General features: G+C 61.8%; 19 protein-coding genes. 12 read left to right on the forward strand and 7 right to left on the reverse strand.

Annotation, left to right across the window (positions count from 1 at the left end):
- Positions 1-1200, forward strand: coding sequence for an HlyD family efflux transporter periplasmic adaptor subunit (locus XI06_RS32595; RefSeq protein ID WP_271607343.1), 1200 nt, complete (start codon positions 1-3; stop codon positions 1198-1200).
- Between the two features lie 63 nt (positions 1201-1263).
- On the opposite strand, the gene XI06_RS32600 is transcribed toward XI06_RS32595, so the two are convergent.
- Together XI06_RS32600 and XI06_RS32605 are read right to left on the reverse strand one after the other, a co-directional pair.
- On the reverse strand, positions 1264-1944 hold the full coding sequence (locus XI06_RS32600; protein ID WP_271607256.1) for a cytochrome c3 family protein: 681 nt from the start codon (positions 1942-1944) through the stop codon (positions 1264-1266).
- Complete coding sequence (locus XI06_RS32605) at positions 1941-2528, reverse strand: hypothetical protein (RefSeq protein ID WP_271607257.1); 588 nt, start codon at positions 2526-2528, stop codon at positions 1941-1943. Before XI06_RS32605 ends, XI06_RS32600 begins: the two co-directional genes overlap by 4 nt.
- A gap of 141 nt (positions 2529-2669) precedes the next feature.
- Between XI06_RS32605 and XI06_RS32610 the strand changes: the two genes are divergently transcribed.
- The 4 genes from XI06_RS32610 (at position 2670) to XI06_RS32625 (ending at position 8774) form a co-directional block, all read left to right on the forward strand.
- Positions 2670-3245: a hypothetical protein gene (locus XI06_RS32610; protein ID WP_271607258.1), complete on the forward strand. Its 576-nt coding sequence runs from the start codon at positions 2670-2672 to the stop codon at positions 3243-3245.
- Positions 3246-3333: 88 nt separating this feature from the next.
- Entirely contained in the window at positions 3334-3483 is a 150-nt protein-coding gene (locus tag XI06_RS32615) for a hypothetical protein (protein ID WP_271607259.1), read from the forward strand.
- A gap of 273 nt (positions 3484-3756) precedes the next feature.
- Positions 3757-6042 (forward strand): heavy metal translocating P-type ATPase, encoded by a 2286-nt coding sequence (locus XI06_RS32620; protein WP_271607260.1) that lies wholly within the window; start codon positions 3757-3759, stop codon positions 6040-6042.
- Between the two features lie 110 nt (positions 6043-6152).
- Positions 6153-8774, forward strand: coding sequence for a cation-translocating P-type ATPase (locus tag XI06_RS32625; RefSeq protein ID WP_271607261.1), 2622 nt, complete (start codon positions 6153-6155; stop codon positions 8772-8774).
- 7 nt (positions 8775-8781) lie between these two features.
- On the opposite strand, the gene XI06_RS32630 is transcribed toward XI06_RS32625, so the two are convergent.
- The 3 genes from XI06_RS32630 to XI06_RS32640 are packed head-to-tail and all read right to left on the reverse strand — an operon-like array spanning position 8782 to position 10380.
- Complete coding sequence (locus XI06_RS32630) at positions 8782-9477, reverse strand: VIT1/CCC1 transporter family protein (RefSeq protein ID WP_271607262.1); 696 nt, start codon at positions 9475-9477, stop codon at positions 8782-8784.
- A 53-nt stretch (positions 9478-9530) separates the two neighbouring features.
- Positions 9531-10097 carry a cytochrome b/b6 domain-containing protein gene (locus XI06_RS32635; RefSeq protein ID WP_271607263.1) on the reverse strand — a complete coding sequence of 189 codons (567 nt, stop codon included), beginning with the start codon at positions 10095-10097 and terminating at the stop codon, positions 9531-9533.
- Between the two features lie 10 nt (positions 10098-10107).
- On the reverse strand, positions 10108-10380 hold the full coding sequence (locus XI06_RS32640; protein ID WP_271607264.1) for a PepSY domain-containing protein: 273 nt from the start codon (positions 10378-10380) through the stop codon (positions 10108-10110).
- Positions 10381-10528: 148 nt separating this feature from the next.
- Between XI06_RS32640 and XI06_RS32645 the strand changes: the two genes are divergently transcribed.
- The 6 genes from XI06_RS32645 to XI06_RS32670 all read left to right on the forward strand — a co-directional run bounded on the left by XI06_RS32645 (position 10529) and on the right by XI06_RS32670 (position 17893).
- Positions 10529-10840, forward strand: coding sequence for a PepSY domain-containing protein (locus XI06_RS32645; RefSeq protein WP_271607265.1), 312 nt, complete (start codon positions 10529-10531; stop codon positions 10838-10840).
- Complete coding sequence (locus tag XI06_RS32650; protein ID WP_271607266.1) at positions 10840-11505, forward strand: response regulator transcription factor; 666 nt, start codon at positions 10840-10842, stop codon at positions 11503-11505. Before XI06_RS32645 ends, XI06_RS32650 begins: the two co-directional genes overlap by 1 nt.
- A complete protein-coding gene (locus XI06_RS32655; protein ID WP_271607267.1) occupies positions 11502-12920 on the forward strand; it encodes a sensor histidine kinase in 1419 nt (472 codons plus the stop codon). Before XI06_RS32650 ends, XI06_RS32655 begins: the two co-directional genes overlap by 4 nt.
- 502 nt (positions 12921-13422) lie before the next feature.
- Positions 13423-14496, forward strand: coding sequence for an efflux RND transporter periplasmic adaptor subunit (locus XI06_RS32660; RefSeq protein ID WP_271607344.1), 1074 nt, complete (start codon positions 13423-13425; stop codon positions 14494-14496).
- Positions 14496-17573: an efflux RND transporter permease subunit gene (locus XI06_RS32665; RefSeq protein ID WP_271607268.1), complete on the forward strand. Its 3078-nt coding sequence runs from the start codon at positions 14496-14498 to the stop codon at positions 17571-17573. Before XI06_RS32660 ends, XI06_RS32665 begins: the two co-directional genes overlap by 1 nt.
- Complete coding sequence (locus XI06_RS32670; RefSeq protein ID WP_271607269.1) at positions 17570-17893, forward strand: DUF3240 family protein; 324 nt, start codon at positions 17570-17572, stop codon at positions 17891-17893. The genes XI06_RS32665 and XI06_RS32670 overlap by 4 nt, the downstream gene beginning before the upstream one ends.
- A 44-nt stretch (positions 17894-17937) precedes the next feature.
- Here the strand turns inward: XI06_RS32670 and XI06_RS32675 are convergent, their stop codons facing one another.
- Together XI06_RS32675 and XI06_RS32680 are read right to left on the reverse strand one after the other, a co-directional pair.
- On the reverse strand, positions 17938-18579 hold the full coding sequence (locus tag XI06_RS32675; RefSeq protein WP_271607270.1) for a tetratricopeptide repeat protein: 642 nt from the start codon (positions 18577-18579) through the stop codon (positions 17938-17940).
- 412 nt (positions 18580-18991) lie between these two features.
- Positions 18992-20029 carry a MobA/MobL family protein gene (locus tag XI06_RS32680; RefSeq protein WP_271607271.1) on the reverse strand — a complete coding sequence of 346 codons (1038 nt, stop codon included), beginning with the start codon at positions 20027-20029 and terminating at the stop codon, positions 18992-18994.
- Positions 20030-20287: 258 nt separating this feature from the next.
- Between XI06_RS32680 and XI06_RS32685 the strand changes: the two genes are divergently transcribed.
- Positions 20288-20611, forward strand: a complete 324-nt coding sequence (locus tag XI06_RS32685; protein WP_271607272.1) for a hypothetical protein — start codon at positions 20288-20290, stop codon at positions 20609-20611.
- Positions 20612-20820 lie beyond the last annotated feature (209 nt).

The following is a 20820-nucleotide window of genomic DNA, read 5'->3' on the forward strand; positions in this document are numbered from 1 at the left end:
ATGCGCATCACGGGCCGCCATATCGGGATTGCCGGCGGGCTTCTGGCCGCCGCCGGAATCACGGCCTGGCTCTTGATGCCGGCGCCGGTGCCGGTCGAGACTGCCGCGGTGACGAAGGGAAGGTTCGTCGCCACCGTAGACGAAGACGGCAAGACCCGCGTGCGTGAGCGATACGTGGTGGCCGCGCCGCTCGCGGGGCGGCTGAACCGAGTCCGCTTCAAGGTCGGCGACCAGATTCGGGTCGATGATGCCGTTGCGACGATCACCCCATCTCCGGCCCCGCTGATGGATTCCCGGACCCGCCGCGAAGTCGAGGAAATGCTCGGAACAGCCGAAGCCAACCTGGAGCGCGCCAAGGCAATTGTCGAGCGTGCGCAGGCCCAGAGGGAACAGGCCAACACCGACCTGATGCGGACCAAAACCTTGGCTCAGCAAGGGGCTGCAACAGCGCAGGCCCTCGAGCGTGCAGAACTCGCGATGCGTCTTGCCGATAGGGATTTGCGTGCGGCGGAGTTTCAGGATCACGCCGCTGAGCATGAGATCAGCCAACAGCGCGCATTGTTGGCGCGATACGGTAGTGACGGCGGCGGGCAGCCGGAAAGCTGGAACATCGCATCGCCGGTTGCCGGCGTGGTGCTGAAGGTCGCGCAGGAAAGCGAGACGATCGTCCAGCCGGGCGCTCCACTCCTGGATATCGGCGACGCCGGGGATATCGAAGTCGTCGTCGACGTCTTGAGCACCGATGCCGTCGAGATCCGACCAGGAGCTGAGGTCGTCATCGATCATTGGGGCGGGCAGGGAAAGCTGAAGGGTCGCGTTCGCCGGGTCGAGCCGGCGGCCTTTACCAAGATCTCGACGCTTGGCGTCGAGGAGCAGAGGGTGAATGTTCTCGTCGATATCCTCTCGCCAACGGAGCAGTGGGCGCGGCTGGGCGACGCCTATCAGGTGGATGTTCAGATCACCGTCTTCGCGCTGGACGATGCCACGATCATTCCGGCCGGTGCGCTCTTTCGTCGCGGGGAAGGCTGGAATGTCTATGTTGCGAGGGAAGGTCGCGCCGAATTGCGCCAGATTGAGCTCGTACGCCGGTCCGGCCGCCTCGCAGCCGTGGCCGCCGGACTTACTCCCGGCGAAGAGGTCATCGTCTACCCTAGCGACCGCGTTGCACCGGGTACGCGCGTCGCACCACGACCGGATTGAAGAGACCGCCCGCCTTCTTGCTTGTTCCGGGCCGCTGCTGGTCCCAACCGCCACGCGACCATATCATTTACGGGCGCTTCGATGACAGCGCACACAATTCTCGATGTTTACTATGCCTTCCTTCATGTGTTCGCGGCGCACGTTCTCCACGTTGTGGGCATGGCAGCCGTAGCACGTGTATTGCTTGAAATCGGTGCCGGGGTGGCAGGTTGCGCAATTTGCATTGTGGTTTGAATCCAGCTTGAAGAACTCGGAATGATCGAAGGTAGCGGGCTTCCAGCGTTCCAGGCCATGGCATTGCATGCAGTTTGCGGTAAAATTCACATGGAAGTCGCTTTTGGGCGCTGCATGACAGCTTTCGCACCGCTCTCGCTTTGAAACCGGAAGCAGATCATGGCGGAAAAGTTTACGGCTGCGCGTCGGAAACAAGCCGACATGCTCGCTATGGCAAGCGACACAGTCCTCGACGGTGAGATCTCGATGGAAGCTTGCCTTTTGAGTATCGTTCGCGAGCGGGACACCGTTCGTTGTACGCAAGCCTATATCTGCAACAGAGTGACAACTCATGCATCGTTGGGATGATGCGCCGCGAAACGGTGCATGGCAGCCGAAGCAATCGGTCGCGAGCGTTGCGTGCCCTTCGCTCATATGCCCCGGACTGATCATCAGGTCCGGGTAGGTACCGGCGAGCGCCATGATTGCCGTGATGCTCAACGTGATTGCCAGCAGGGTGACGCGTCTCATCGCCAGCCCCAAAACAGAAGAACAGTTACAACGTGCGCGATGGCCAGTACTGCGAAGGCGAGCGTGATCGGCAAATGCACGATCTTCCATTGCCTGACTGCATCAAACGCCAGGCTGTCCCAGTACAATTGCTCATCAAGGGCGGCCTGGGACACGCCTTCCTCACGCAACTTCTGCCGTGCGGATTCCAGTCTGAGCCCCGCGCTCTTCAGCAAATACTTTCCCGTGAGGCCGCTCCCGACGTTGGTCAGCATCGCTCCGACAGCCAGCCACGGCAGAATTGCGTTGAAATGGACGCCGGCGTGCACCAGGATTAGCAACGACCCGGCCCAGGCCATTCTCTGATGAAAGACGAGGAGTTGTACGGGGCGTCCGAGGTCGAGCAATTTCCGCTTGTTGAGCGAATAGCTGAACGACGCGAGAATGAGGAGAGTTCCGGGAATTCCGAGATAGCGTCCAATCCAGACTTTGCCGAACGCATGAAGGACGGCATCGACAAGCAGAGCTACAAGGACGAGCGCCGCAAATGCCGCGAAGAAAGGAAGGATTTCACGGCGAAGTAGGTCGGCTCGTGTCCTTGTCATCCGTCGAGCTCCGGGATGCGCCAGATCAAAACACAGAGGGGGAACAATAGTCCGTGGCCAGAACCAAAAAGACGATCCAAGTTGCGCGGAAACGATCAATGTTGCCCTGACGTGGATCAACAAGCGCTTAGGCGGAACGAAATGCGCAAAGAAGACCAAAAGGCAGACAACATTATCGAAATGCGCGTCGGCACGGTCGAACAGCTCTTTCACACGCTCGATCCGTACCCCTTTCGCGACAAGGACCTCGACCGAGAAGTCGAGGACTACATCGTTGGATGGGCAAGAGAATTGCCGCGCAATCGTCCTTTCAGGATCATCGTCCACTTTCCGGTTGATCAAGGACAGACGCGACTGGCCCAGGAGCTTCCGGAAGCCTTCAGCCGGTACTTCGCGGGCCGGGCTGGCGCCATCCAAGGCGACCTGAACGAACTATTCCGGGTCGGCCGGAGGTCTCTCGCAATCGGCGTTACAATCCTGATCGCGTGCCTTTTCTCGGCACATTTTGCCGCTGGATACCTCATTGAAGCCCCTTTCCGAAGGTTGGTTGAGGAAAGCTTCCTGATCCTTGGGTGGGTCGCAAACTGGCGTCCGCTCGAGATATTTCTTTACGACTGGTGGCCTCTTGCGAGACGCCGAGATCTCTACGGGCGGCTTTCCACTGCGATTGTCGAGCGAAAGCAGTCTATCCCCGGCAGCACTGAGTCTGCGCGGTGATTGCATCCTTGCCAAAACTAGCGCCGATCAGACCACGCGATTGCCTTTCTCGTCTGCCGTGCGCGAGTTTTGTGAGTATGGACGCTCAATGACTTGGATTCTTGTCGTCCCGCAGCCGCCACTCGCGGCCAGCTTTGCGGTGATCCCAGTCCCGCTGGTCCATCATTCGCTGCAGCCGATGACTGGTATTTCGGGTTTGGTCCGTCGCTTCCGGCTGACGCTCCCCAGCGCGCTGTGATGACTTGGACGGCGAGTAACCCTCGGTCGTTCCAGGCTGACCGGCGGAGCAGGGCATGCCGAACGATAACACGGAAAACACCGTGAGAACGCGAGCTAGTGTGCGCATGACGGCCTCCTCCAAGTAAGTATCGGACAAACGGTAAGCCAGATGTTGATTCAGGTCATGGTCGCATGAGGCTTCCAGATACAATTGTTATTGCACTGCAATTATTTGCTCAAACGGCGAAGCGGGTTTCGGATCAGATTCATTCGCAAGATATGGAACGGAGCTATGTTGTTGGAGCGAGTCCTTCGATGGACGCTGGTGGCAATCGCGATTGCAGGATTGATCGCGGGTATTCTCGCACAAGCCATTGGCCGGCCTGACTGGGCCGATATCGCATGGGAGCTCGGCACGGCGCCCGTAATCGGAGGACTGGCGGTCTCGATCGTCAGGGATCTTCTGAGCGGTCGCTTCGGCGTGGATGCGATTGCTCTGCTATCCATGAGCGCAGCGCTGGCGCTTGGCCAACCGCTTGCCGGAGCCGTGGTCGCCTTGATGTATTCGGGCGGCAACGTGCTGGAAGATATCGCGGTCGCACGCGCGGAGCGCGACCTGCGGTCGCTGGTCGATCGTGCGCCGCGCCAGGCTCACCGAAAGAGCGGCGAACGGATCGAAGATGTTCCGGTCGATGCCGTCTCCGTCGGCGAGGAACTCCTGGTGCGAGCCGGCGAGATCGTGCCGGTCGACGGCATCGTTGGCTCGTCCTCGGCTACCATTGACGAGTCCGCCGTGACCGGCGAACCGATCCCGGCCGAGAAAGCGCGTGGCAGTGCCGTTCTGTCGGGTTCGCTGAATGCGGGCGAGACGTTCGAGTTGACGGTGACCGCGCCCGCCGGCGAGAGCACCTATGCTGGCATCGTGCGCATGGTGACGGCAGCGCAGACGGCAAAAGCTCCCTTTGTGCGGATGGCTGATCGCTACGCGCTGATCCTTCTGCCAGTGACGATCGCGATCGCGTTCGTGGCGTGGCGGATCTCCGGTGATCTGACCCGCAGTCTTGCCGTACTGGTAGCGGCTACGCCTTGTCCGCTGATCCTGGCTGCACCGGTCGCTTTCATTGCCGGCGTCGCGCAAGCGGCGCGCCGCGGCATCCTGGCCAAGGGCAGTGGGGCGCTGGAGGCGCTGGCGCGCGCGCATACGGTGCTGTTCGATAAAACGGGCACCCTGACCGTCGGAGGGGCGCGTCTGCTTTCGATCGAGGTTGCACCGGGAGGGGACCCGGATGAGGTTCTCAGGCTCGGGGCATCGCTTGAGCAGGCTTCGCATCACGTGCTTGCCAAGACCGTGGTGGCGGCGGCGGTCGAGCGCGGCCTCAAGCTGAAAGCGCCCGAACAGGTCAAGGAGGCGATGGGATCGGGCCTGAGCGGCCTGATCGATGGACGGCAGGTCACCGCCGGCTCGCGACAGATGCTCCCCTCGAATGCCGAGCTGTCGCCATGGGAATTGCGGGCAATCCGGCGCGCCTCGTGGCGGTCGGCGCTGATCGTGTTTGTCGCCGTCGACCGGCGTACGATAGGGGCGTTGCTGCTGGCGGACGAACTGCGGGCCGATACGCCGCGGGCGATCCGGTTGCTGCGCGATGCGGGCATCGCGCGCATGGTGATGGTCACCGGTGATCGCGCCGCGGCGGCGCAGGCCATCGGCGCGGCGCTCGACCTCGATGCCGTGCTGGCCGACCGCGTCCCTTCCGACAAAGTCGAAGCGGTGAGGGGCGAGCAGCGGCTGCATGCGACCATCATGGTCGGCGATGGCATCAACGACGCCCCGGCGCTGGCCGTAGCCGACGTCGGGGTCGCGCTCGGGGCGCGGGGCGCCAGCGCTTCGTCTGAAGCGGCTGATGTGGTGATCCTGGCCGACCGCCTCGACCGTGTGGGCGAAGCGATCATCATTGCGCAGCGGGCGCGACGGATTGCCCTGCAAAGTATTGTCGTCGGCATGGGGCTGTCGCTCGTCGCGATGGTCGCTGCCACTCTGGGTTGGCTCGCCCCAGTACCGGCGGCTATTGCGCAGGAGGTGATCGATGTCGCCGTCATCCTGAACGCGCTGCGCGCGCTCACTCCGGCCTTCGGCGCCGGTGGCCGGCGCTTCACCCAGGAGCAGGGGCTGACATTGCGTCACGATCATCAGACCTTATTCCGGGATTTGGACCGCCTGCGCAAAATCGTTGATGCCCTGGACGACGTGACGCCCGAATCGGCCGGGACATTGATCGGCGAGGCCCAGCGGCTGGTTCAGAGCAGCGTCGTGAAACACGAGCGCGATGACGAAGACAGCATCTATCCGAGACTTGCGGAGGTTCTACGCGAGCGTCACGGGCTCTCTGCCATGAGTCGTGCGCATCGCGAGATCCTGCATCTTGCCCGGCTGCTGAGCCGGATCGTCGAGGACATGCCCTCGGAAAAAATCGACCGCTATCTCGTGCGAGACGCGCAACGCGTGATCGAGGCGATCGAGACGTTGGTGCGGATGCATACCGCCCAGGAAGAGGACATCTACGAAGCCGTGGCGGCTTAGGCCCGGCTTGGCGATATAATCTGTCCGCTCCGGCGCAAGGGAGGTTAGACATCGCGAAACAGGAAGTCGTTGACCCGCTGATACTCCCGAAATTTCCGCATGCTCTGTCCGTGGCAGAGCTGCTCGCGCAGTTACGCGTGTGCGGCGCCGAGGGGCTGTCCGAAGCAGAGGTTAGCGCACGGCGCAAGCATTTCGGTGCGAACACTATCGCTTCGCGACGTTCGGCCGGTGCGCTGGGCTTGCTGCTGCACCAATTCAAGAGTCCAGTCGTATATCTCCTGAGCGGCGCAGCCAGCCTTGCGTTTTATTTCGGCGAACTCGAGGAGGGCAGCGCCATCTTTGCGGTGCTTGCCATCAATACGCTGATCGGCTTCGCAACCGAGTTGAAAGCGGTCCGATCGATCGAGGCTTTGCGTGCGCTCGGCATGCGGACCGCCCGTGTTCGACGCGAGGGGCGGGTTCATGTGATCCCGGCCGAGGAACTGGTTCCGGGCGATGTAGTGGTCCTGGAGGCCGGTGATGCCATTTCGGCCGACCTGCGCCTCATCGAGACATCTCGTCTTTCAGCAGACGAATCGTCACTGACCGGAGAATCCGTCGCCGTCGATAAGCAGATCGAGCTAGTCAGCAAAGACACCCGTATGAGTGATCGCGCGTCGATGGCGTTCAAGGGCACCGCAATTACGCGCGGCACCGGCGCTGGTGTGGTGGTCGCGACCGGGATCATCACAGAACTCGGTAAGGTGACGCGGCTAGTTCTCGAAGCTGATCCCGGTCATTCACCCCTCGAGCGCAAGCTCGAACGTCTGTCGGTGCAACTAGTCTGGGCGACTGTCGCTGTCGCCGCTATCATCGGTGGCATTGGTTTATTGAGTGGCAAAGACCCTCTCCTGATGATCGAGGCGGCTATCGCGCTCGCCGTCGCCGCGATTCCGGAAGGTCTCCCCATCGTCGCGACGCTTGCGCTCGCCCGAGGTATGTGGCGAATGGCGCGACAAAATGCCTTGATCGAGCGCCTTTCGGCGGTCGAGACGCTCGGTGCGACCACGGTCATTCTTACCGACAAGACCGGGACCCTGACCGAAAATCGGATGACGGTGCGACGGCTCTGTACATCTTCGGGCGAGGTCGAGCTCGGGACCGGCGTTCAAGAGGGAAGCGAGGGTCCGCAGGTCGCCGACGATCCACAGGCCGCCGAATTGCTCCGGATTGCGGTCCTCTGCAACGACGCGCATCTCGATGATTCCGAAGAGCGCGGCAACGGCGATCCCATGGAGATCGCGCTTTTGCGTGCCGGGCTACGCGCCGGCTTCAGGCGGACAGCCTTGCTGGAAAGTCACGGCGTCGTACGCAAGCATGCTTTTGATGCCGTCGCCAAGATGATGGCGACCGTTCATGAGCATGGGGAAGGTGTGCTGATCGCCGTAAAGGGGGCGCCCGAGGCGATCCTGGCGGCGGCGACGCGCGTAGCCGTCGGTAACGGCGAAGTCGCGCTTGATGACGCCATGCGAGCAGAGTGGCTCAGCCGAGCCGATCGGCTTGGCCATCAGGGCCTGCGCGTGCTCGCCTGCGCAACGAGAATCGATCAACTGGCCGATGCCGCACCCTATGACAGGCTAGTGCTCGCGGGTCTTGTCGGCCTAGAAGACCCCGCGCGCGCCGACGTGCCGCCGGCCATAAAGGCCTGCAGGCAATCGGGCATTCGCGTCGTGATGGTCACCGGCGATCACGTCGTGACGGCGCAAAGTATCGGCCGTGCCGTCGATCTCGGGGAGAACGTTGCGAATGTCGTGGAGGGCAAGAATGTCAGCCAGATGATTGAAACCGGGCAGCCTGCGCTCCGAGACATCGGGATCTTCGCGAGAGTAACGCCAGATGAAAAACTCGCCCTCGTCCGGGCCTATCAGGCTGAGGGCGAGATCGTCGCCATGACGGGAGACGGGGTGAACGATGCGCCAGCCCTTCGGCAGGCCGACATCGGTGTGGCGATGGGCTTGCGCGGCACCGATGTCGCGCGCGAAGCGGCAGCCATGATCCTGCTCGACGATGCATTTCCAACCATCATCAAGGCGATCCACGAAGGGCGCGTGATCTTCGCCAATATCCGTCGCTTCGTCGCCTACCTCTTGTCCTGCAATCTCAGCGAGGTGTTGGCGGTCGGCCTTGCGGTGTCGCTGGCGCTTCCTTTGCCGCTCCTGCCGTTGCAAATCCTGTATCTCAATCTGGTAACAGACGTATTCCCAGCTTTCGCGCTTGCCATGGGCGAGGGCGAGGAGGGCATCCTAAAGCGGCCGCCGCGGGATCCAAAGGAGCCGATTCTGGGCCGCCGGCAATGGATCACGATTGTCCTGCACGGAGCGGCGTTGACCGCCGGCACGTTCGGGGCGCTGGCTGCGTCGTCCTGGCTCGCTCTCGATGCATCATCAACCGTCACCACAACGTTCCTCACGCTCGCCTTCGCCCAGCTCTGGCACACGTTCAACATGCGTGATCCGTGCTCGCCGCTGTTCGTCAACGAGGTGACGCGGAACGGCTGGTTGTGGGGCGCGCTTGTACTCTGTGCAACACTACTCGTTGTACCGCCCTACCTACCGTCGGCTGCGCATCTCTTGCAGCTTGCGCCCCCAACTGCTGAAATGTGGTCGATCGTGATTATCTCTAGTGCGTTGCCGTTGGTCGCCACGCAGACAACCAGCGCGGCCGTCAGAGGATGGCTTGCGGATGTGCGATGAGGGCACGCTATCCGAACAGGTGCGCGAGCCAATACGCCGCCCCGGCGGCCAATCCCCCGACGAGCAATGTTTGCAGCGCCGACTTGATCTTGTTGACGCCTGTGAATTGCCCTTTGACGGCTCCGAAGCAGAGCAGGGCCAGGCCGGTCGCAGCCACCGAGATCTGTAGGGCGGTCCCGATATCTTTCGTGAACATGTACGGCACGAGCGGAATCAGGCCCCCGACGACATAAGAACCTCCGATCGTTGCGGCGCTGATCGGCGCGCGTTTCGGATCCGGACGCTCCAAACCCAGTTCGAAGCGCATCATGAAGTCGACCCATCGCTGCCGGTTTGAAGCGACCGCGCCAACGACGGACTTCAGCGCATCTCCTTCGAGACCGTAGTCGCGAAAGATCTGCTCCACTTCTTCGACCTCCCGCTCGCGCAGGTGATCGATTTCGTGGTGCTCGCGCTGCTCCTCGGCAGCGTAGTGCTCTGCGTCCGTGCGTGCGGCGAGATATCCGCCGAGGCCCATCGCGATGGCGCCAGCGACGACCTCGGCGAGTCCAGCGGTGACGATCACGTCCGTGTTGGCAACCGCCGCGGAAAGACCGGCCGCCAGCGCGAACGGCACGGTCAGGCCGTCGGCCATCCCGATCACGACGTCGCGGACGCTTTCGGAGGAAGTGAAGTGCTTTTCGATGTGCGGGGTGGCTGGCACAGGGGTGCTCCAGGTTGGAATGGAATTCGCGGGTCGAGCTCGAAGAGGGCTGCCTATTCAGCGGCCCTCTTGCGGCCGGAGATCATCGACGCGACCAGGTTTTCGCGATGCTCGAAGCTTGCGATTAACACGCCGAGGACATGTGCCACGACCAGGCCGACGGTCAGGTTCGCCAGGAACTCGTGGACGTGTTCGATCAGCTTAGAGCCCCAGTAGGCGTCCGTCGTCATCATGTAGCCCGTGGCGCACGTGCCGGCCAGTGCGATCAGGAGCGCGACGATCATGGTACCGCCTGCCGGGTTGTGGCCGATGTAGCGGGGAGCTCTGAGCATCACGACGTCTCGGACATAGGCCAGCACCTCGCGCGGCGGACGAACGAAGCTCGAAAAGCGCGCATGCCGCGGGCCGACGAAGCCCCAGACGATGCGGGCCGCGAGGAGGGCGGCGATGGCATAGCCGGCCGCGACATGCACCCGTTCGATCTCGTCGCCGGTGGCGTAGGCGATGACGAAACAGGCGACCAGTGACCAGTGGAAGATCCGGACGAACGGATCCCAGACCTTGACCGTGGCCGGCGGCGTCGCGCCGCCGGCTCCGATCGTGTTGCTCACGGTTCTCATTTGCGGATCGTCACATCTGGGCGATGATCTGGCCGTTGGTTGGATCCACGAACAGCTCGACCCGGTTGCCGGTCTTGTCGAGCGTGTAGAGCTCGCCGCAAGCGTTCTTGAGCTTGGCCTTCTGAACCTTGTAGCCCTGAGCCTCGACCTTGGCCTGCAACTGCGCGATCGGCAGCCACTGGGCCTCCGGGGCCGAGGTGCACGGCTTGCCGAGGCTGCCGGCCTGGGCGGTGGCCGCTCCGAGCGTGACAGCGGCGACGGTAAGAAAGGCGATCTTGCGCATAGGTATCTCCTGACGGTGGCCGGCCGCACCATGCGCCGGCGATGCGGGGCAACCTGCCAGAAGCGGCCTGACTGACATCTGTTGAGCCAAGTCAGCGATTTGTCAGGTGATATCTGGCATCCATATCTTCCCGATGACGAGTTGTTTCATGAACTTTCGCCCGCGCAGAATTTGCGCCCCGATCCTTGCCGCCACCCTGCTGGCAGGTGGCGGGGCACCGGCGATTGCTCGCGATCATGACGACGCGCGACGGGCGGTAGAAGCTGGCGAGATACGACCGCTTGCCGACATTCTCAACACGGTCAAGGGCAAGCTTCCGGGCGAAGTTGTCGGGGTGAAACTCGAACGAGAGGCCGGAGCTTGGATGTACGAATTCCGGGTCGTCGACGAGAAGGGGCGCGTGTTCGAGATCCATGTCAATGCCCGCAGCGGCGCAGTCGAGCGGACCAAGGAGAAGTGATGCGCGTGCTTCTTGTCGAGGACGACCAGCGGATCGCGTCGGATATCTCGCACGCGCTCGAAGCATCCGGGTATGTGGTTGAGACCGTCGCGAGCGGAGAGGACGCCTGGTTCCTCGGCGACACTGAGGACTACGGTGCCGTCGTTCTCGACCTGGGTCTCCCCGGAATGGACGGCCTCGCCGTCCTGAAGCGCTGGCGCACCAACGGCCGCCACATGCCCGTTCTCATCCTCACGGCACGGGGAAGCTGGGCCGAGCGCGTAGACGGCATCGACGCCGGCGCGGACGACTACCTGCCGAAGCCGTTCCGGATGGAGGAGCTTCTGGCCCGGCTGCGATCCATCGTTCGGCGCTCCGCGGGGCACGGCTCCTCGGTCATAACGGCGGGCGAGATCACGCTCGACGAGCGCCAGATGAAGGTGACCCGCCGCGGCGTGCCGATCACGCTCTCACCGCTCGAGTACAGGCTAGTTGCCCACCTGCTCCGTAATCGCGGGCGAGTCGTTTCGCAGCAGGAGATTGACGAGAACGTCTACGGTCACGGCGAAGAGCACGATTCCAACACACTTGAGGTGCTGGTCGGCCGCGTGCGCAAGAAGCTGGGCCCCGGCGCGATAGAGACGCGGCGCGGTTTCGGTTATATGATGCCAGATGCACCCGCATGAAACGGCATTCGCTCAGACTGCGACTTGTCGCCGGCGGTATCGTCGCGATCCTGATCGCGCTTGCGGCCGCCGGCGGCGCGCTCGTCGTCCTCTTCGAGCGTCATGTCTCACGCACCTTGGCGCAAGATCTCGACGTCCATCTGAAGCAGCTACTCGCGAATATCGATGTCGACCCTCAGGGCAAGCTGGTGTTGTCGCAGAGCCCCGTCGATCCTCGGTTCGCCGATCCTCTTTCCGGGCTGTACTGGCAAGTCGGCGATGATCATGGGCAGTTGCTTCGCTCGCGGTCGCTGTGGGATTCGGCTATGGAGCTTCCGGCCGACCGTCTAAGGCCTGGCGAAACGCACCAGCACGAAGCTTCCGGTCCCGGTGGCCAGCGCGTGCTGGTTGCCGAGCGCGCCGTCACGCTTTCCGCAGGCGGGAAGCCGGTGACCGTCCGCCTTGCCGTCGCCGAGGACCTGGCGAGGGTGTCGGAGGCAAGCTCGGCGTTCGCCAAGGATCTCTCGATCGCGCTGGTCCTTCTCGGCTGGGTGCTGGCGCTTGCGACCTGGGTCCAGGTCGGCGTTGGCTTGCATCCCCTGGTCGCGCTGCGCCGCGGAGTGGCCGATATCAGAGCGGGGCGAATTCGCCACCTGCCATCCTCGGTCCCGACCGAAGTCCAACCTCTCGTCGAGGAAGTCAACGCACTCATTGATGCGCAGGAACACGAAATCGAACGGTCTCGCGGTCGCGCCGCCGACTTGGCGCACGGTCTGAAGACGCCGCTTGCTGCTCTCGCGGCCGATGCTTCGCGGCTTCGGGAGAGGGGCGAGCGCGACATCGCTCGGGACATTGATGCCGTCGGCGAAGCCATGGGCCGTCACGTCGACCGCGAACTCGCACGGGCGAGGATTCGCGGTAGCGCCAGGGGTAACGCCGCAACATCCGCCTCTGTGAAGCCGCTCATAGGGTCGATCATCGCGACCATCTCGCGCACTCCCGACGGCGCGCGAGTGACGTTCGAGAACCTTGTCGGCGACGATCTGTCCCTCCCGCTCGACAGGACCGACCTCGCGGAAGTGCTAGGCAATCTGATCGAGAACGCCGCCCGCCATGCTACGGGCCGTGTGCGCATCACCGCCGCCGACGACGGGCTGTCCCTTGTTGTAGAAGATGATGGCGAAGGGATCGAGCCAAGTCAGCTCGAGCGGGTGATCGAGCGTGGTGCCCGCCTTGACGAGCGCGGAGGAACCGCGGGCCTGGGTCTTGCAATCGTCCAGGACGTCCTGGACGCGTATGAGTGGGGGCTGCACCTTTCGAAGTCGGAGCTCGGCGGGCTGAAAGCGAGAATCGCTCCGCGGTCTGCGATCTCCAAGCTCTCGAGTCCTTCCGCAACAGAATCGAACGCCTCGGCAACTTCGCAGCAGCAAGCCTGACGCTATAGGCGTCGGCGCCAGTATTTTGATCAAGTCCGAGAGAGCCACTCAGAAAGTTCACGCTTCGATCCAATCACTCGTTTTGGCTGAACAGGATTTATTGTCCCGGCGGAAATGCGTAGGGCGCGCTCGAGAATCATCCGTGCAAATGCCTTGGCCTCCGCTTCCGTGAGAAAGGTTTTGGTCTCGCGCCGGTAAATGCGGTTTGTTCCGCGGTTCGCTGGTTCGAAGGAGATGTACCACTTCGGCTTCATAGCCGGTCTTTATCGCCGATTTGACCTTACAATTTGCTGACATGCCTCAACAGCTTCCGGTCAGCGAAGGTGCCTTATTGTTCAAACAGTGATCGACGAGGCAGTTGATGAATATCAACCCTCTGACATGCAGATCGGAGAATAGTTGGTCTAACGGCCAGATCTCCGGTCTCGATCGCTGCAATAGGATCTTGGCAATGCATCGGAGTTTAACAGCGCGCTTGTGGAGCAGCGGCACCCGCACCCTGATGGTAGCGGCGTTTCTGGCTGTGCCTTCTATGTCGATGGCCGAGGATGGAGTGAAACTCAGCCCTGAGCAGGCAACAAGCTTGGGAGTTCGTGTCGTTCATCCTGTTGCGAGTCCAACCGACAAGACACTTCCTTATCCAGCCCAGATCGTCGTTCCCACACCGCAATTGTGGGTCGTTAGCGCTCCCGTGGCTGGCATGGTCACCAATCTTTCGGTGGCGCGAGGGGACCGCGTCGCCGCTGGGCAGCCGCTCGCCATCATGGAGAGCCAGGGCTTCGTGTCGCAGCAGCGCGACTATTTGCATGCCGTGGCGCAGGAAGTCCTGGTTAAACAGCAACTCAACCGCAACACCCAGCTCTTCCAAGGCAATGCGGTAGCACAGCGTGTTCTTGAGGCGAGCCAGGCGGAGGCACGGCAGGCGAGCATTGCGGTCGCGGAGCGCCGTCAGATGCTTCGTCTCAGTGGCCTCTCAGATGAGACAATCTCAAGACTGACCAACGAAGCCGCGATCAGCGCGACCCTTACGGTTGCCGCTCCGCGGCCGGCGACGGTGATCGATATTGCCGTTTCTCCCGGCCAACGCGTGGAGCAGTCGGCGCCATTGATCAAGATCGCACAGCTTTCTCCACTATGGGTCGAGATCGCGGTTCCGGCATCGAACATCAAGGCCATTCGACAAGGCGCAAGGGTGGAGGTCGATGGCTACGAAACTCCAGGCCAGGTGGTGCTGGTTTCTGAAACGACCGATCCGGCTACGCAAACCGTGCTGGTCCGGGCAGAGTTACCAAATTCGGGCGATTTGCGGCCTGGTCAAACTGCTGCGGCTCGCATCTCCTTTGCCTCTAAGCGGGAGAACGCTTGGGAACTCCCTTACAGCGCGCTGTTCCGCCGCGGCGAGCAAGCTTCTGTATTCGTGGCAATGAAGGGCGGCTTCCGCCTGGTGCCGGTCACGCTGCTTGAGGAGGACCAAGATCATGTCGTGATCTCTGGCGCCATCACGGACAACGACGAAGTTGCCGTCAGTGGTATCTCCGCGCTCCGCGGTATCCTGCTGAAGCTGGGAGCAGGCTAGTGCTCGAACGACTTGTCGCCTTTGCGCTTTCTCAGCGGCTGTTCGTGGCTCTTGGCGTGCTCCTATTGATCGGCGCCGGACTGGTTATGTTGCCTAGCCTGCCCATCGACGCCTTTCCGGATGTTTCGCCCGTCCAGGTCAAGGTCATCATGAAGGCGCCGGGTCTCACCCCGGAGGAGGTGGAACAGCGGGTCACCGTGCCGATCGAACTTGAGCTGCTTGGGTTGCCAAACAAGAAGATCCTGCGCTCCACCACCAAATACGCGCTCGCCGACGTCACGGTCGATTTTGAGGATGGCACCGACATCTACTGGGCACGCAACCAAGTGTCCGAACGCTTGGCCAACATCACCCGTGACTTACCAGATGGGGTAGCAGGTGGGCTCGCCCCGATCACCAGCCCGCTCGGCGAAATGTTCATGTTCACCATCGAAAGTGCGGAACTTTCGCTGGCCGAGCGGCGGAGTCTGCTCGATTGGGTGATCCGCCCGGCGCTACGGACGGTGCCAGGAGTGGCCGACGTCAATGCGCTCGGAGGTTATGTCCGGGCTTTTGAGATCGTCCCGCTAAGCGATGCGCTTGCAGCCCGCGGCATTTCCTACGAGATGTTTCGGCGGGCGATCGAGACGAACAGCCGCAATGACGGCGCAGGCCGTGTCAACCAGGGCGAAGACAGCGCTCTTGTGCGTATCGAAGGCAGCATTCGGACCATCGACGACATCAGGCAAATCGTCGTCGATACCAAAGATGGGGTTCCGATCCGGGTCAGGGACATTGCCCGTGTCCAATTGGGCGCGCTGACACGGTACGGTGCTGTCACTGCGGATGGCCACGGTGAAACGGTAGAAGGCCTCGTGCTTGGTCTGCGAGGCGCCAATGCGCGTCAACTCGTGGCCGACGTGCAGGCTCGCCTCGACGAGATTAAGCAATCACTCCCTCAAAGTGTGAGTATCCAAGTATTTTACGACCGTGGCCGGCTGGTTGACCGCGCGGTTGGCACCGTTATCCGCGCACTTGGCGAAGCAACCGTCCTTGTCGTCGTCCTCCTCCTGCTATTTCTCGGCAACTGGCGCGCCTCCCTGGTGATCGCCCTAAGCCTGCCGCTCGCGATCGTGATCGCCCTTATTGTCATGCGAATGGTCGGCATGTCGGCAAACCTGATGAGCCTGGGCGGCCTTGCGATCGCCATCGGCATGCTGATCGACGCCCTGGTGGTGGTTGTCGAGAACGTCGTCGGAAATCTGAGTAAGGAACCGCAGGGAAAGGCCACGCCGCTAGTTCATATCATCTACCGCTCTGTCTCCGAGGTACTCCAGCCGGTCGCCTCGGGCGTGCTGATTATCATGATGGTATTCGTGCCGCTGCTGACGCTGGAGGGGCTTGAAGGGAAGTTATTCATCCCTGTGGCGCTCGCGATCATCTTTGCGCTCGGCGGCTCGCTGCTCTTGGCGCTCACGGTCATTCCCGTAGCAACGTCATTTCTCCTCAAAGCGACGTCGCATCAAGAACCGTGGTTGATCCGACTTGCGTCTCGGCTCTATGCGCCCGCACTTGCGTGGGCGCTGAAAAACGAGCGCAAGGTAGTCATCGCGGCAGTCGCGGCCCTTGTCGCTGCCGGATATGCATATACCCAGCTCGGCAAGACGTTTATGCCGACGATGGACGAAGGTGACACGATCGTCAGCGTCGAGGCGCTGCCATCGATCAATCTCGATGAAATGATCGCGATCAATGCCAGACTTCAATCGGCCATTCTCGCGAAGGTCCCTGACGTCAAAAGTATCGTGGCCCGAACCGGGTCCGACGAGCTCGGGCTTGACCCGATGGGACCCAACCAGACCGACACGTTCCTGGTTCTGAAGCCAGCAGCAGAGCGAAAGACGGTCGACAAATCCGCTCTGATTGAAGAGCTGCGGCAGGTGCTCGGCAATTTCCCGGGACTATCGCTCAGCTTTACACAGCCGATCGACATGCGCGTGCAGGAGATGATCAGCGGCGTGCGCGGCGATGTCGCGGTGAAGATCTTTGGATCTGATATCGCAAAGCTCAATGAGATTGCGAGCAAGCTGTCCGCCATCTTGTCCAGCATCGACGGCGCCGAGGATGTCTACACCACCATCAACGAGGGTGCCCAATATTACACGGTCGCCGTTAATCGGATGGAGGCGGGACGGCTCGGCCTGACGGTGGATGCCATCTCCAATTCGTTGCGCACCCAGATCGAGGGACGCACCGTCGGCACTGTGCTGGAAGAGGGGCGCCGTACCCCCATCCTCGTTCGCGGCAGTGAAGCGACGCGCGAGGCGCCGACGTTGCTGGCCAGTCTGCCGCTAACCCTTGCCTCGGGTCAGCATGTGGCGCTCTCACAAGTCGCCCGCATTCAACGGGTCGACGGTCCCGTTGTGGTCAATCGCGAGAACGGGAATAGGATGAGCGTTGTACGAGCCAACGTTCGCGGTCGCGACATGGTCGGCTTCGTTGAGGCTGCCCGGCAGAAGGTCGCCACGGAATTGCCCTTGCCTGGGGGGTACAGGCTAACCTGGGGCGGTCAGTTCGAGAATCAGCAACGTGCGGCGGCGCGCCTCTCGATTGTGGTGCCAGTGGCGATCGGGCTGATCTTTGTGCTGCTCTTCACGACCTTCGGCTCGATCCGGCAAGCGCTGTTGGTCCTCGTCAATATTCCGTTCGCCGTGATTGGTGGCGTGTTTGCCCTGGTGCTTGCCGGCGAATACCTTTCGGTTCCGGCGTCCGTTGGGTTCATTGCGCTGCTTGGAATTGCGGTGCTCAACGGCGTCGTGCTGGTCTCCTATTTCAACCAGCTACGCGCTCATGGCGTCCCGGAGGGGCGCATTGTCATCGACGGCGCCCAGCGCAGGCTCAGGCCGGTCCTGATGACGGCGAGCATCACGGCTTTGGGCTTGATCCCTCTGTTGTTTGCGACCGGCCCGGGATCAGAGATCCAGCGGCCTCTCGCGATCGTGGTGACCGGCGGCCTGTTGTCGTCGACGGCTTTAACGCTGATCCTTCTGCCAATCCTCTATCGCCGGTTTGGTGGAATTGTGAAGGGTGCCAAATGAGCGCCGAATTTGTCTGCCTAACGCTGATCGCCGGCCGATCACTCCGGGACGAGTTGTTCGACTATCTGAGCGAACAACGCGATCTCGTTTCCGGTTTCACCGCATCGGACGCAGCGGGACACGGTCCCGATGTACGATTGCAGACATCAGCCGAGCGGGTCAAAGGACATGCCGACGAGTTGATAGTGCGAATGATCCTTGAGAGACAAGCCGCGGCTCAGTTGCTCGAACGACTGAAGGCGGCCTTCCTTGGATCAAGGATCGTCTATTGGATCGTGCCGGTCTCGGAATTTGGCGTGATCGACATCCCCTATACGTGAAACTTGCCGATCCCTCGACCTCCGTGCCAGATCGGGGGCGCACATCATTTCGGGCGAACTGGGGCGGTATTGCCGGAGCCAAGGGCATCTGCTCGGCGAAAATCCGTTTCCGCGCCGATCCCGTCGCCGATTTTTGCCTTTATTGTGCCGCGCTCGCGGATAAGAGCCTGGTTTTTGGGATCTGCTTTGATGACCACGTCGAGGTCGGCGATAGCACGATCGAACATGCCTTTGCGGCTATAAGCCGCTGCTCGAGCACCAACCGCTGCGAGGTAGTCCGATTTCAGCCGAATCGCCTGATCAAAATCCGTGATCGCGCGATCTAACTCGCCCTTGGCCATCAACGCCACGCCGCGATTGTTAATGGCGATATAGTGGTCGGGCATCAGGCGAATGGCCTGATCATAGTCCTCTATGGCGCGGTCCAAATCTCCATTCGCCCTGAACGCAAGTCCACGATTGTTGTAAGCCGCGACCAATTGGGCGAGAATCCGCTCGCCCGCGGAGATGATCGCCGTGCATCCTCGTATGGGGCGATCAGAAGATAGGTCAGCGGAACGGGCGCAGGTATCCCAATCTTCGTCGCTGAGGGCTGCAGCTGGCGAGATCCAAAAGGCGACAAGTATCGCTGTCATCGCCGCGCTGAGCTTTGCGCCGGGCGCAATTCTTGCGAGCGCTTCTTTCATTACATGCACTCTTGCTAGTTGGCGTTCTCGGACGCGGGTTTAACTAGACGTATGAACGTTCTAGCTGATTACAGTGTGCTCCATTATGGCAGTTGGTAGCTGACATTTGACTGACACGGATCGACAGCATCTAGTCTGTCATCCCTAGGCGCGCGCCGGCGGACGAACGATGGAAAGACGGCAACTCTCGTCGGCAGAAACTTACCGCCGAAGACCGAATTGGGTTTCGACGCTGATCGGTCCGCAAAATGCTACGGGAGTCCAGGAGGAACTGCGCGCCGAGGACAACTTGCTACGCCCCGTTGCGCCGCGCTCATTTTGGCGTAACGGCTTAGTCTCAACCCACTAGTCACCTCGCCGAATGATTTTGCGCGAGCGATCGGACCAACAGCCCTCCGCCTGGAAACAGCCCTTAGGGTCCGTATCTCGAACTAGGCAGAATACAACCTGTCGCACTCCGAACTGATATCTCGGCCGTTTCAGCTTCCGTTTTACGGCGATACGTCGCGGGCTTAGCGATCCCGAACGGGAAGCGGGGCACTTGTCGCTGAGCGGTCGGGACCGTATCTTTGACAGAGACTGCTTCGGCTTCCGCGCGGGCTACCTGGAGTTCGCGCTCGAGTTCAGCGCATTCGGCCTCCAAGCGCGCGAGTTCTGCCCGAGCTGCACGCTCCTTGTCGCGCTGCTCCATCGCGCGGGTCCTCTTGCCGGTGCGCTTGTAGTACTGAATGTGCCAGTGCGGCAGGCGCACTTCGGCCGGGGGCAATCCCCGTTCGGCGTTTGAGCGATGGTCGACTTGGCAGTCCACGCCCTTGATGCGGCAAAACTCGTTCAACATCTCCGCAATCTTGGAGCGGAAGGCTTTGGCAGCACCGTGGAAAATCTTATTCCAGTGGCGAGCCTTCCTGCGCGAAAACTCTCCATCCATGATTTCACGCATCGTGACCATAAAGTGCACGTGCGGATTGAACGCCCCGTCGGATGCCATCGGGCAGTGGATGCCGACCTGCACGATCATACCGTGAACCGCGAACGCGCTGCTTACGTGTCGCGCAAGCTCCGACCAGTGCCGTCTTGGGATGGAACGCGGGATCGTCAACTCGAAGAGACGGGCCTCTTGGGCATCCGCCCGCTTCTCGGCCGCAACCGCGCGCTTCCACAATTCCGTGGGATCAGCAGCCCAGGCCGGCGTGCCTTTCGGCTTCACGATGAAGGTGGCCACAACGTCATTTCGTCCTGAATAATCGACGATCGAGCCGTCGGCGAGCCGCGCCTTGCCGCCGCACACGTAGGCGGAATGGCGTTGCGCGTCGCCCCCACGCGAGCGTTGCACTAGACCCATATCGAAGCCGAGGGAGCTGACCATGAAGAACCCGACGTATAGATGAAGCGCGCTCCGTGTCTCGATGCCGGGCAAGGTAACCGCCTCGGCAGCAAGCCGAAAGGCCATCCGCTATGCAGCGGCGAGAAAACCTTGGGAGGGCAAGGCCGCCGGTTTCCGGGCCACCGGATATCGGCTCGAGCCGCTTCCAAGCGGCCGGCCCTTGCTCCCGTGCCGAAGCCCGAGGTGGCCGGGTGGGCAGATCCTCCCGCTACCAGGAGAGAATTTGGTCCGGGCATCGGCGCCCCAAATGACACCCTGGTGATTTGCTGCTCCAGCTGGATAATGAGGCGCTCCAGTAACCGATCAATCGCATAGGAGCTCTCGATGTCTTCCTTCCCGCGCCCCGCGCCCAGACATACCGCTATCATCAAAGATACCGAACCGCGCGAGCTGCCGCGCAGCCGGGTCGAGATTATCGAGGAACGCCTCAAAGCTACGCGCCGCCGGATGGCTATTGGCAAGCGCCAGCTGCGCAAGGCCTCGGTGCGAGAGCAGGGCATTCGCGACGGCGAGGTGGGGCGCGCGGTGTGGCGGCTGATCGAACAGGCCGAGCTGGGCGATGCCGTCATCGATCTGATCCGGATCGAGCTGCGCAGCCATCTGACCCCGGTGCAGGCCGCCGCCTTCCGCGGCACCTGCTTCGAGTAGCAGCGTGCTCGGCGAAGCCTATCAGTCAAAGGTGGCGAGCGATCGCCTGTGCACTGGTCTCGCGCACTCGGAGTGCCGCTCCTTCGGTTTTACGCCCTTGTGCTCAGCCGCCGTTTCCACCGACGTGGTGACCATCTCCGAGGCAGCGAGCCTGTAGCCTGGAGCCTACTGTGCGTCACCGGTCATATTCTAGCGCGGACATTTGCCGC

The organism is Bradyrhizobium sp. CCBAU 11434, from assembly GCF_028128895.1.
GTDB classification, from domain to species: Bacteria; Pseudomonadota; Alphaproteobacteria; order Rhizobiales; family Xanthobacteraceae; genus Bradyrhizobium; species Bradyrhizobium zhengyangense.

Excerpts from the sequence above, each read along its gene's own strand:
- XI06_RS32645 (WP_271607265.1), top strand. The coding sequence starts at position 10,529 with ATGAACTTTCGCCCGCGCAGAATTTGCGCCCCGATCCTTGCCGCCACC.
- XI06_RS32620 (WP_271607260.1), top strand. The coding sequence starts at position 3,757 with ATGTTGTTGGAGCGAGTCCTTCGATGGACGCTGGTGGCAATCGCGATT.
- XI06_RS32610 (WP_271607258.1), top strand. The coding sequence starts at position 2,670 with ATGCGCAAAGAAGACCAAAAGGCAGACAACATTATCGAAATGCGCGTC.
- XI06_RS32680 (WP_271607271.1), bottom strand. The coding sequence starts at position 20,029 with ATGGCCTTTCGGCTTGCTGCCGAGGCGGTTACCTTGCCCGGCATCGAG.
- XI06_RS32595 (WP_271607343.1), top strand. The coding sequence starts at position 1 with ATGCGCATCACGGGCCGCCATATCGGGATTGCCGGCGGGCTTCTGGCC.
- XI06_RS32600 (WP_271607256.1), bottom strand. The coding sequence starts at position 1,944 with ATGAGACGCGTCACCCTGCTGGCAATCACGTTGAGCATCACGGCAATC.
- XI06_RS32635 (WP_271607263.1), bottom strand. The coding sequence starts at position 10,097 with ATGAGAACCGTGAGCAACACGATCGGAGCCGGCGGCGCGACGCCGCCG.
- XI06_RS32670 (WP_271607269.1), top strand. The coding sequence starts at position 17,570 with ATGAGCGCCGAATTTGTCTGCCTAACGCTGATCGCCGGCCGATCACTC.
- XI06_RS32660 (WP_271607344.1), top strand. The coding sequence starts at position 13,423 with ATGGTAGCGGCGTTTCTGGCTGTGCCTTCTATGTCGATGGCCGAGGAT.
- XI06_RS32615 (WP_271607259.1), top strand. The coding sequence starts at position 3,334 with ATGACTTGGATTCTTGTCGTCCCGCAGCCGCCACTCGCGGCCAGCTTT.
- XI06_RS32650 (WP_271607266.1), top strand. The coding sequence starts at position 10,840 with ATGCGCGTGCTTCTTGTCGAGGACGACCAGCGGATCGCGTCGGATATC.
- XI06_RS32675 (WP_271607270.1), bottom strand. The coding sequence starts at position 18,579 with ATGAAAGAAGCGCTCGCAAGAATTGCGCCCGGCGCAAAGCTCAGCGCG.
- XI06_RS32655 (WP_271607267.1), top strand. The coding sequence starts at position 11,502 with ATGAAACGGCATTCGCTCAGACTGCGACTTGTCGCCGGCGGTATCGTC.
- XI06_RS32605 (WP_271607257.1), bottom strand. The coding sequence starts at position 2,528 with ATGACAAGGACACGAGCCGACCTACTTCGCCGTGAAATCCTTCCTTTC.
- XI06_RS32640 (WP_271607264.1), bottom strand. The coding sequence starts at position 10,380 with ATGCGCAAGATCGCCTTTCTTACCGTCGCCGCTGTCACGCTCGGAGCG.
- XI06_RS32685 (WP_271607272.1), top strand. The coding sequence starts at position 20,288 with ATGTCTTCCTTCCCGCGCCCCGCGCCCAGACATACCGCTATCATCAAA.